Annotated in this window: 9 protein-coding genes; 3 read left to right on the forward strand and 6 right to left on the reverse strand. The window is 69.2% G+C overall.

The window, feature by feature from the left end; genetic code table 11:
* Positions 1-130 precede the first annotated feature (130 nt).
* The 4 genes from cls to lysS all read right to left on the reverse strand — a co-directional run bounded on the left by cls (position 131) and on the right by lysS (position 3,538).
* Positions 131-1,588 (reverse strand): cardiolipin synthase, encoded by a 1,458-nt coding sequence (gene cls, locus C5B96_RS10840; RefSeq protein ID WP_104245382.1) that lies wholly within the window; start codon positions 1,586-1,588, stop codon positions 131-133.
* A gap of 79 nt (positions 1,589-1,667) precedes the next feature.
* On the reverse strand, positions 1,668-1,826 hold the full coding sequence (locus C5B96_RS17600) for a hypothetical protein (protein ID WP_199176626.1): 159 nt from the start codon (positions 1,824-1,826) through the stop codon (positions 1,668-1,670).
* Between the two features lie 77 nt (positions 1,827-1,903).
* On the reverse strand, positions 1,904-2,104 hold the full coding sequence (locus tag C5B96_RS10845; protein ID WP_104245383.1) for a hypothetical protein: 201 nt from the start codon (positions 2,102-2,104) through the stop codon (positions 1,904-1,906).
* The gene (lysS, locus tag C5B96_RS10850) at positions 2,105-3,538 is read right to left on the reverse strand and encodes a lysine--tRNA ligase (protein WP_369826467.1); all 1,434 of its coding nucleotides are present in this window, start codon (positions 3,536-3,538) and stop codon (positions 2,105-2,107) included. It abuts the gene before it with no gap.
* A 250-nt stretch (positions 3,539-3,788) separates the two neighbouring features.
* On the opposite strand from lysS, the gene C5B96_RS10855 reads away from it, so the two are divergent.
* On the forward strand, positions 3,789-4,280 hold the full coding sequence (locus C5B96_RS10855) for a hypothetical protein (RefSeq protein WP_104245385.1): 492 nt from the start codon (positions 3,789-3,791) through the stop codon (positions 4,278-4,280).
* Here the strand turns inward: C5B96_RS10855 and panC are convergent.
* Positions 4,265-5,149, reverse strand: coding sequence for a pantoate--beta-alanine ligase (panC, locus tag C5B96_RS10860; RefSeq protein ID WP_233189147.1), 885 nt, complete (start codon positions 5,147-5,149; stop codon positions 4,265-4,267). The two genes, C5B96_RS10855 and panC, sit on opposite strands and share 16 nt — an antisense overlap.
* Positions 5,150-5,297: 148 nt before the next feature.
* Positions 5,298-6,026, reverse strand: a complete 729-nt coding sequence (locus C5B96_RS10865) for a Rossmann-like and DUF2520 domain-containing protein (protein WP_104245387.1) — start codon at positions 6,024-6,026, stop codon at positions 5,298-5,300.
* 171 nt (positions 6,027-6,197) lie between these two features.
* Between C5B96_RS10865 and C5B96_RS10870 the strand changes: the two genes are divergently transcribed.
* Positions 6,198-9,197 carry a glycoside hydrolase family 38 C-terminal domain-containing protein gene (locus tag C5B96_RS10870; RefSeq protein WP_104245388.1) on the forward strand — a complete coding sequence of 1,000 codons (3,000 nt, stop codon included), beginning with the start codon at positions 6,198-6,200 and terminating at the stop codon, positions 9,195-9,197.
* Positions 9,198-9,200: 3 nt separating this feature from the next.
* On the forward strand, positions 9,201-10,598 hold the full coding sequence (locus C5B96_RS10875; RefSeq protein ID WP_104245389.1) for an MFS transporter: 1,398 nt from the start codon (positions 9,201-9,203) through the stop codon (positions 10,596-10,598).
* The last annotated feature ends 146 nt before the right edge of the window (positions 10,599-10,744 follow it).

Genomic DNA, 10,744 nt, shown 5'->3' on the forward strand with positions numbered 1-10,744 from the left:
CCAGCCGCTCCGCTCCACCGTGCTCGACAACCTCGCGCGCCTCACCTCCGGCCTGCAGTAACCCATTCGAGTGGGCGATTTCTGTCGCTTCGAGCCCGTCCTACCGACAGAAATCGCCCACTCGAATGGGTTACTGCAGGCCGGAGGTGAGGCGCGCGAGGTTGTCGAGCACGGTGGAGCGGAGCGGCTGGCGCTCCCACTCGGCGAGGGTGAGCTCGCGGCTCGAGGCGCGGTAGCCGTCTTCGATCGCGCGCATCTGCGTCACGAAGGCCGCGCCGCGCACCATCATCGACACCTCCATGTTCAGCTGGAACGAGCGGATGTCCATGTTGCTCGACCCCATCACCGCGACGTCGTCGTCGATCGTGAAGTGCTTGGCGTGCAGGATGTACGGGGCCTTGTACATCCAGATCTGCACGCCCGCGCGCAGCAGCGCCTCATAGTAGGAGCGCTGCGCGTGGTAGACGAGCGCCTGGTCGCCGATCTCGGAGACGAACAGCTGCACTTCGACACCGCGCTGCGACGCGGTGGTGATCGCGTAGAGCATGGAGTCGTCGGGCACGAAGTAGGGCGAGGTGATGATGATCTTCTTCTGCGCGTAGTAGAGCAGCGCGAGGAAGAGCCGCAGGTTGTTCTCGCCGTCGAAGCCCGGGCCGCTCGGCACGACCTGGCAGTCGAGGGCGTCGTCGCTCTCGTAGACGACTCCGGGGGTGATCGCCTCGGTCTCCCGCACCAGCAGCTCGTTCGTCTCGCTGTACCAGTCCGTGATGAAGATCGCGTTGATGCCGTTGACGATGGGGCCCTGCACCCGCGTCATGAGATCCTGCCACTGCAGCCCGCGCCGCCGGTTGACCCGTTTGTTGTAGCTGCGGTCGATCAGGTTCTGGGAGCCCATGTAGGCCACCCGGCCATCCACCACCAGCACTTTGCGATGGTTGCGGAGGTCGGGGCGCTGCCATCTGCCACGCAGCGGCTGCACCGGCAGCATGAAATGCCAGCTGACGCCGATCTGCTTCAGTTTGCGGAACGTCTTGCGGTGGCCGGGAGACCGCAGGGAGGCAATGTGGTCGAGCAGCACGCGCACGATCACGCCGCGCTTCACCGCGTTCTCGAGGGCGAGGAAGAACTCCGCCGTCACCGAGTCGTACGACATGATGTAGAACTCGCAGTGCACGAACTTCGTGGCCTGGTTGATGTCGGCCGTCATCTCGGCGATCGACTGCGAGTAGTCGCCGATCAGGCGTGCCTTGTTGCCGCCAACGAGCGGCATCGCGCCGAGGTTGCGGTTCAGCTCGACCACAGAGCGCAGCCACGCGGGCCACGGATGATCGTTCGAGACCTGGTCGATGCCCTCGGTCGTCTCGATGATGAAGTCGTTGATCGCCTGCTGCTTCTCGCGCCTCTTCTTCGGCAGCTTGTAACTGCCGATGATGAGGAACACGACCACCCCGATGTAGGGGATCAGGAAGATGGCCAGCAGCCACGCCATCGCCGAGCTCGGCCGACGGTTGCGGGGAACCACGATGATGGCCGTGACACGAACCCCGAAATCGATGACGAAGAGGACGATGATGATGATCTCCACCATCTGGACTCCGCTGATGAGGGGCTCCCTTCGCCTGCCGACTACCGTCTCTTACCGTATCGGTTCGAGGGGGTGTCGAGCGTCACAGGCCGCGCTTGGCCCGCTCTTCTGCCTCGATGCGGGCGAGCACCTTGCGTTCGCTCTTGTCGCTCCGAACGATCGCGCGCATCACGAACCAGAAGAGCAGCCCGATGGCGATGGTCGGGAGCAGGGCGCCGAGAGCGGCGATCACGTCAGTCATTGTGACTCCATGGTACGCGACCGACCTGAGGGTTCGGCGGGATGCCCCGTGCCGGGCATTCAGCGCAGGTGACAGAGCTACTTCGTGATGAACTGCACGAATCCGACGATGAGGAACGTCAGGCCGACGCCCGCGACGACGAGCCTGGCAGCGATGAGGCGCCGCCGCTTGTCGGCTTCGGAGGGCCCGTCGTCGTCGGAGGGACCGTGCTCTGTCGCGGCATCCGGAACCGCATCGCCCGGCCGGGCATCCGGAACCTTCCCGTCGTCGTCGGCCATCTACTTCACCAGCGGGAACAGGATCGTCTCGCGGATGCCGAGGCCGGTCAGCGCCATCAGCAGCCGGTCGATGCCCATGCCCAGCCCACCGGAGGGCGGCATGCCGAACTCGAGCGCGCGGAGGAACTCCTCGTCGAGCCTCATCGCCTCGTCGTCTCCGGCCGCGCCGAGGCGGGCCTGCTCGATGAAGCGCTCGCGCTGGATGACCGGGTCGACGAGCTCGGAGTACGCCGTCGCGAGTTCGAAGCCGCGGATGTAGAGGTCCCACTTCTCGACGACGCCCGGGATGCTGCGGTGCGCGCGGGTGAGCGGGCTCGTCTCCAGCGGGAAGTCCCTCACGAAGGTGGGGCGCACCAGCGAACCCTTGACGAAGTGCTCCCACAGCTCTTCGACGTACTTGCCGTGGTTCGGCAGGTGGATCTCGATGCCCTCCCGGTCGGCGAGCAGCTTCAGGTCGTCGGTCGTCGTCGACGGGGTGATCTGGATGCCCGCCGCAGCGCTCAGCGACTCGTACATGCTGATGCGGTCCCACTCGCCGCCGAGGTCGTACTCCGTGCCGTCTGCCCAGGTCACCGTCGTGCCACCGGCGACGGCGATCGCGGCGTTCTGGATCAGCGTCTGCGTGAGCTCGGCCATCGTGTTGTAGTCGCCGTACGCCTCGTAGGCCTCCAGCATCGCGAACTCGGGGCTGTGCGTGGAGTCGGCGCCCTCGTTGCGGAAGTTGCGGTTGATCTCGAAGACCCTGTCGATGCCGCCGACGACCGCGCGCTTCAGGAACAGCTCGGGCGCGATGCGCAGGTACAGCTCGGTGTCGAACGCGTTGCTCCAGGTCGAGAACGGGCGGGCCGCTGCTCCCCCGTGCATCGTCTGCAGCATCGGCGTCTCGACCTCGATGAACGCGCGGTCGGCGAAGGTCTGGCGCATGCTGGCGACGGCCGCGGCGCGGGTGCGCACCATCTTCCGCGCGTCGTCGCGCACGATGAGGTCGAGGTAGCGGCTGCGCATCCGCGTCTCCTCGTTCAGCTCGGTGTGCAGGTTCGGCAGCGGCAGCAGCGACTTCGAGGCGATGCTCCACTCGGCGGCCATGATCGACAACTCGCCCGTGCGGCTCGAGATGACCTCGCCGCTCAGGAACATGTGGTCGCCGAGGTCGACGAACTCCTTGAACGCCGCGAGCGACTCCTCGCCGATGATCGCCTGCGAGAGCATGCCCTGGATGCGCGACCCGTCGCCGGACTGCAGCGACACGAAGCACAGCCGACCCTTGTTGCGGAGGAACACGACGCGCCCCGCGACGCCGACCGTGACGCCGGTGGTCTCGTCGGCGACGAGCCCGCCGTACTCGGCGCGGAGGGCCGGAATCGTGGTGGTGACCGCGACGGCGACCGGGTAGGGCTCGAGGCCGGTTTGGAGCATGCGCTCACGCTTGGCCATGCGGATGATCTGCTGCTCGCTCGCGGCGGCCGCCTCGGCTGCGGCCTCTGCATCCTGCTCCTCGGCGGCGGCGACCCCCGCGAGATCGATCGCGTCGGCGCCCGGCTCGGGCTGGGCGTGCTTCGGGTGTTCACTCATGCGGCGCGTGCTCCTTGAAAGTCGCCCCCAGTTTACGCGGGCGGAGCACGCCGCCTTGCAGCGCTAACTGAGTATCATTCAGTGATCGCCGAACGACAGAAAGGGGTGAACTGTGTTCACCACACCTGCTCTGCGCGCTGAGCGACGCCGGGGTCAACTCGCCGCAAGCGGCCTGCAGCTCCTCGGCGTGCGGACGGCCGCTGGAGCCGAGGGTCTGCCGACCGAGCGGAGCATCTGGCGCCGAGTGGCCGACCTCTCGCTCACACCGCTGCGGGTCATCCCCGACACCGAGCACGACGCTGTGTACGGCGAGTGGTTGGCCCTGGCCGAGGAGTTGCAGATCGTCGGCCCCGACCGCTCCTTCCTGATCTCGGTTCCCACGCCCGGCCCCGAGCTCGGGTGGGCAGCGGTGAGAGCAACCGCTGAGACGCGACTGCCGAACGACGGCATCGAAGAGTTCGTCGCCGTCTCCGAAGACGGGCGACGGTACTCGGCCGTCACCGCCGAAGAGAACGGGTGGTGGCTGATCGGCGGTGAGACCGGCGGGCCGGGTGGGCCGGCGCAGCCGGGTCAGCGCGGTGGGCCGGGTCAGCCGCCGAGGTAGACCGCCTCGTTGTCGATCAGACGGGTGTTGCCGACGCGGGCCGCGACGAGCACGATCGCCCGGCCGTGGTAGCCGTCGTCGACGGGGAGGAACGTCGCGGGGTTCACGACACTGAGGTATTCGAGCGACACGAGCGGCTCGCCCATACCGGCCGACTGCGCGGCGGCGATCACGGCGTCGATGCCGCTGACGGCGGCCGATTCCGCCGCTTCGAGCGTGCGCGACAGAACGCGGGCGGCGAGACGCTCCCGCTCGTCGAGGAACCGGTTGCGGCTCGACAGCGCCAGCCCATCGTCTTCACGCACGGTCTCGACGACCTCGACGGTGACCGGGATGTTCAGATCGCGCACCATGCGGCTCACGACGAACACCTGCTGGGCATCCTTCTGCCCGAACAGAACGGAGTCGGGCTGCACGATGTTCAGCAGCTTGTCGACCACGACGAGCACGCCGTCGAAGTGCCCTGCACGGCTGCGACCCTCGAGGGAGTTGCCGATCGCGCCGGCCGAGACTTTCGTCTGCGTCTTGCCGTCGGGGTACATCTCTGCGGCGCTCGGCGCGAACACGATCGATGTCGAGCCGGGGCGGTCGACGGTCTCGAGCGTGGCCAGGTCGGTCTCGAGGTCGCGCGGGTACCGTTCGAGGTCTTCGGCCTCGCTGAACTGCAGCGGATTCACGAAGACCGAGACCACGACGACGTCGGCGAGCTGCTGCGCCCGTTCGACGAGGGCGAGGTGCCCGCGGTGCAGCGCGCCCATGGTGGGAACGAGGGCGACGAGGGGCTCAGCGACGCCGCGATCCCGCGCATCCTCCTTCGCGGCGGCGATGGCGGCGCGCACCTCGGCGATCGTGACAGCGAGTGTCGGCACGGGTTCTCCTCCTGGTTGCTGCACGGGGCTTCGGCGCGTAGTGCACGGGCCTGCCGCGCTCGGTGCGGGGCGACCCGCAACGCCCCCAGAATGTTACTCGCGTTGCGGGGCGCAGGATGCCCGTGGCCGGGGCTGGCGGGCGCGGCGGTCAGGCCCCGAGGGGCAGGCCGAGGCCGTCTTCGGGGCCGACGGCCCTCTGCAGCGCGTTCTCCACGCTCGAGCGCACGAGGGGGGCGAGAAAGCGGCCGGGCGAGCCGATGCCGATCCCGCTGAGGATGCCGGTCGCCTGGTCGACGATCGCCGTCGAGAAGGTCGTCGCCGTCTCGATCGCATCCGCATAGGCCGGCCGGTCGGCTTCGGCCACCACGATCGGCTCGCCGCCCATCTCGACCACGAGTGCCTGGCCGATCGGCAGCACGGGGGCGGGCGCCGTCACCGCGAAGTACGCACCCGCGAGCCGGGCGATGTCGATGCTCGATCCCGTGAAGCTCATCGCGGGGTGCAGCGCGAGCGGGATCGCACCGGCCTGCAGCGCGGGCGCCAGAACCCCGATCCCGTACTTCGCCGCGGTGTGCACGACCAGCTGCCCGGGCTGCCAGGCACCGGTGGTCGCAAGGCCGGCGACGAGTTCGGGCAGCTGGTCGCTCGGCACCGCGAGCAGCACCAGTTCGCTCCGCTCGATGAGGTCGGGCAGCTGCAGGATGGGCGCGCCGGGCAGCATGGCCTCCGCCCGGTCGCGGCTCTGCTCCGAGACCGCCGCGACTCCGACGATGGCGTGCCCCGCCCCCGCGAGCGCCGCACCGAGCACAGGGCCGACGCGGCCGGCGCCGACGATGCCGATGCCGAGACGTCCGGAGCGCTGCTGGGGTGGGGCCATGCGTTCCAGTGTCACACAGGGCAGGGCAGGGCAGTGCGGCGCCCGGCGCCGCCGAGCCCGACCGGGCCACTCCTCCCGGCCGGTGTCACCGCCCCGCGCTAAGCTGGCCACCGCGCGAGCCGCACCGGAGCGACCCCGCGACACACCTCCGAACGGAAGGGCGCGCGACACATGGCGAACCTCGTCACCTGGCTGTTCGGCATCCGCGCGGAGGAACCGGGCGAGTACCTGAAGCTCCGGCGCCTGCGCCGCCGCATCTACACCGTCGAAGCGCAGCTGCAGGCCGAGATCATCCGTTCGCCCGAGCCCATCCCCTTCGGCGACCTCGATCGTGACGCGTTCACCTCCGCCGCTCCCGGCACAGCGTGGGGCAGCACCCACGACTGCGCGTGGCTCCGCCTGACGGGCACGATTCCCGAACGGATGCTCGGCAGACCCGACACGGTGGTGATGCTCGGCATCCGTGGTGAAGCCCTCGTGCACGACGCCGACGGCGCTGTCATCGACTCGGTCAGCACCGTGTTCCTGCAGGGCGACCTCCCGCACGCCGGAGCCCGCTACCGCCCCCTGCACCACGTCGAGCCCGGCGCCGACGGTTCGGTCGAGCTCTTCGCCGACGTCAGCTACAACGGTCTGCTGCTCTACGCCATCGGCCGCGGCGTCTACCACGGGGCGCACATCGCGACCCGCAACGACGAGGCGTTCGCGCTCTACTACGACTACCTCACCCTGCTGGTGCTGGCCCGGGCCACCGACGACGCACCGCTCGAGGCGTCCCTCCGCGCGGCCCTCAGAACCGCATACGACCGGTTCGCCGCCGGCGACCTGCGCGGCGCACGCATCGCCCTCGCGCCCTCGCTCGAGGCCCGTTCCGAGGGCGACTTCGTGTACAGCGCCATCGGGCACGGCCACCTCGACATGGCCTGGCTCTGGCCGCTCCGCGAGACGCACCGAAAAGCCGCGCGCACCTACATCCGCGCCCTGAACACGATCGAGGAGCACGACGGCTACCTCTACGGCACCAGCCAGCCGCAGCAGCTGCTCTGGCTGAAAGAGGAGCAGCCCGCCCTCTACGCCCGCGTCAAGCAGGCCGTCGCGGCCGGTCGCATCGAGCTGCAGGGCTCGTTCTGGGTCGAGACCGACACGAACCTGGCCGGCGGCGAGGCGCTCATCCGCCAGTCGCTCGTCGGCCGCCGCTTCCTGAAGGAGGAGTTCGGCGTCGGCGACGACCAGCTGCGCCTCTGCTGGCTGCCCGACACCTTCGGCTACAGCGGCAACCTCCCGCAGATCATCTCCAAGAGCGGCATGGACTGGTTCCAGACCATCAAGCTCGCGTGGAACAAGGTCACGGTCTTCCCGCACCGCAGCTTCGTCTGGAAGGGCATCGACGGGTCAGACGTGCTCGTGCACATGCCTCCCGAGGGCGACTACAACAGCCGAGGCGCCGCCGACGGACTGCTGCGCGGGCTCGCCCAGTACCCCGAGAAGGCGATCAACACCGCCCTGCTCGTGTTCGGCTCGGGCGACGGCGGGGGCGGCCCGAACGAGGTGCACCTCGAGGTCACCGGGCGGGAGCACGACCTGCGCGGGCTGCCGCGGGTCGAGTACCGCACGGCCTCCGACTTCTTCCGCGGGCTGGAGGAGAAGGTCGATGAACTGCCGCACACGCACACCGGCGAGCTCTACCTCGAGACCCACCAGGGCACCTACACGACCCAGGCCCAGATCAAGAAGCACGACCGCATCGCGGGCCGCAGGCTGCACGAGGCCGAGGCGCTGGCCGCGATCGTCGGCGACGACAGCACGAGCGTGCTCGAGCCGCACTGGCGGGCGCTGCTGCTGAACAACTTCCACGACATTCTGCCCGGGTCGTCGATCGCGCGGGTCAACCGCGAGGCCATCGAGGCCTACGAGGGCATCGAGGCGGCTGCCGAGGCCTACAGCGCGCGGCTGGTCGAGCGGTTGCCGCGGCCGAGTCGGGTTCTGGATGCCGCGGCGGCGCCGTCGGGTGCGGCACCGGATGCCGCGGCGGCGCCCTCGGCGATCAACCTCACCTCCTTCCCCCGCCGCGAATACACGAAGGTCGGCGACGAGTGGTTCGAAGCCGACGTCGAACCCTATGCAGCCGCGGCGCTCACCCCCCTCGGCCCGCACCCCTTCCCCGAGCTCCGCCACACCCGCGACACGATGGCCAACGGCATCCTGAGCCTGCGTTTCGACGCCGACGGCTCGATCGCCTCGTGCCTCGATGCCGCGGGCGTCGAGCACTCGGCCGGCGGCCTGAACCGCCTGACGCTGCACCGCGACCCCTACCAGTGGCCGTTCGACGCGTGGGACATCGGCCAGAAGTACACCTCCCGCACACCCGTCACGCTCCGCCCGAGCGACGTGTCGACGACGGTCGACGGGCCCACGATCATCCGGAGCCAGCGTTTCGCCTGGAGGGGCGGCGAGATCGAACAGCGCATCGTGCTGGGCAGCGGCAGTGCACTGGTGCGCTTCGAGACGCGCGTCGACTGGCGCGAGAAGCACCGGATGCTGCGCGCGGACTTCTGGCCGTCGCACTACGGACCGGTGGCGAAGTGCGAGATCCAGTTCGGGCACATCGAGCGAGCGACGACCGAGCTCGACGCCCCCTCGACGGCGCAGTTCGAGGTGTGCGCCCACAAGTGGATCGCCACCTCCGACGAGCGCGGCGGCTTCGCGCTGCTGAACGACGCCAAGTACGGCCACCGGGCGAAGAGCGGGCTGATCAGCCTGAACCTGCTGCGCGCGCCCACCTTTCCCGACAAGACCGCCGACCGGGGGTCGCACACGTTCACGTATGCCTTCCGTCCGTTCGCTCCGGATGCCCTGGCCGACGTGATCGCCGACGGATACCGTCTCAACAATCCCCTACTGACGGCCGCGGGCGTCTCGTTCGACAGCGTCGCCTCCGTCGACCACCCGGGCGTCGTCGTCGAGACGCTGAAGCCTGCGGAGGGCGGCCGCGGGGTGATCGTGCGGCTGTACGAGAGTCTCGGCAACCCGACGACGACGGCGCTCCGAACAACCCTCGAACACTCGCGGGCGAGCGAGGCCGACCTGATCGAGCGTGTGACGGGGCCGGCCGATCTCGACGAGCTGGTGTTCTCGCCGTTCGAGATCAAGACGATCCTCCTGGAGAGCTGAGCCATGAGCACGCAGACAGTGCCGTCTGTACCCACCACGCCGACCGCGCGCACGCAGGGCATCGCGATCGTGGTGGCCGGGTTCGGGCAGAACGCGATCCTGACGACGGTCACGACCTTCTTGCTCGTGTACCTGCTGCAGTACGCGCACATCACCACGGCGGGTATCGCAGTGGTGACGACGATCATCTCGGCCGCGAAGATCCTCGACGCGATCAGCGACCCGGTGATGGGCAGCATCATCGACATGACGCGCACGCGGTGGGGCAAGATGCGGCCGTTCATCCTGTTCTCGGCGGCGCCCGTCGCGGTGCTCACCGGGCTGCTGTTCACCGTGCCGGCGACCGACGAGCCCACGCAGCTGGTGTACTTCGGCATCGTCTACGTGCTCTGGGGGTTCGCGTACACGGTGTGCGACGTGCCGCTCTGGGGCCTGATCGGGTCGGCGTTCAGCGACCCTGTGGCCCGCAACCGGGTGATCTCGCGGGTGCGGGCGTTCGGCGCCATCTCGCTCGGGCTCGCGACGCTCGGGATGCCGTGGCTTGCGCAGGCACTGAGCTTCGTGCCCGTGGGGTCGGCGTCGACCCCGGCCGAGCAGACGACGGCGGCCGGATGGTCGCGGGCGGTCTTCGCGATCGCCATCGTCGGAATGGGGCTGTACCTCTTCGCGTTCGTGTTCGGGCGCGAGCGGCCTGCGGCGGTCGCTGCGCCGCGGCTGAGGTTCCGACAGCTGTTCGGGGAGCTCTTTCGCAACACGCCACTGCTGATGGTGCTGATCGGCTCGGTGCTCGGCTTCGGGCGGTTCGTGGTGCAGGCGGGCGGGGCGGTGTTCGTCGTGATCGCCTACGGAAACGCCGGGCTGTTCACGTTCATCGGGGCGGCGATCATCCTGGGGCTGGTGCTGGCGTCGTTCCTCACGCCGATGCTGCTGCGACGCATGTCGGCGCGCCGGCTGATGGTGGCGAGCTCGGTGGCCGGGGCGGTGTTCTACGTTGCGATGTACCTCGTGGGGTTCCAGAGCATCGTCGCCCTCGCGGTGTTCATCTTCTTCACGGGGCTGACGCTCGGTGTGTTCGGTGTGGTGCAGGCGACGATGATCGCGGATGCCGTCGACGACGCCGAGGCGCGAACCGGTGTGCGGAACGACGGCATCTCGTTCGCGTCGCTGACGTTCGTGTCGAAGATCATGAACGCGCTGGCCGTTCTCGCGTTCGGATTCTTCGTGGTGCTGGCGGGGTACCAGGACGGCGCCGTCGTCACGCCGGCGATGCAGAACACGATCTTCGTGTCGATCACGCTCGTGCCGGCCGTGAGCTGCCTCGCCTCGGCGGTGCCATTCCTGTTCTACCGCCTCCGCGGAGCCGCCCCCGCTGCGGCCGGGGCGCTGCCGCCGCGGGCCTAGCCGACCGGCCGCCCGGCCCGCCCGCTCGACCGCCCGCGACCGCCATGCGGCCCCGCGAAGGGTCGCAAATCGTTCCATGCACCGGGTCGCGGCACGATATGGGGCCCTTCGCGGGGCCGCATGGCGGTCGCGGGCGGTCGAGCGGG

It is taken from the genome of Subtercola sp. Z020, from assembly GCF_002931235.1.
In the GTDB taxonomy this organism is placed as follows: domain Bacteria; phylum Actinomycetota; class Actinomycetes; order Actinomycetales; family Microbacteriaceae; genus Subtercola.

What these genes read in the sequence shown, in the direction of transcription:
- cls (WP_104245382.1), bottom strand. Translation starts at nt 1,588, where the DNA reads ATGGTGGAGATCATCATCATCGTCCTCTTCGTCATCGATTTCGGGGTT.
- C5B96_RS17600 (WP_199176626.1), bottom strand. Translation starts at nt 1,826, where the DNA reads ATGACTGACGTGATCGCCGCTCTCGGCGCCCTGCTCCCGACCATCGCC.
- C5B96_RS10845 (WP_104245383.1), bottom strand. Translation starts at nt 2,104, where the DNA reads ATGGCCGACGACGACGGGAAGGTTCCGGATGCCCGGCCGGGCGATGCG.
- lysS (WP_369826467.1), bottom strand. Translation starts at nt 3,538, where the DNA reads ATGGCCAAGCGTGAGCGCATGCTCCAAACCGGCCTCGAGCCCTACCCG.
- C5B96_RS10865 (WP_104245387.1), bottom strand. Translation starts at nt 6,026, where the DNA reads ATGGCCCCACCCCAGCAGCGCTCCGGACGTCTCGGCATCGGCATCGTC.
- C5B96_RS10870 (WP_104245388.1), top strand. Translation starts at nt 6,198, where the DNA reads ATGGCGAACCTCGTCACCTGGCTGTTCGGCATCCGCGCGGAGGAACCG.
- C5B96_RS10875 (WP_104245389.1), top strand. Translation starts at nt 9,201, where the DNA reads ATGAGCACGCAGACAGTGCCGTCTGTACCCACCACGCCGACCGCGCGC.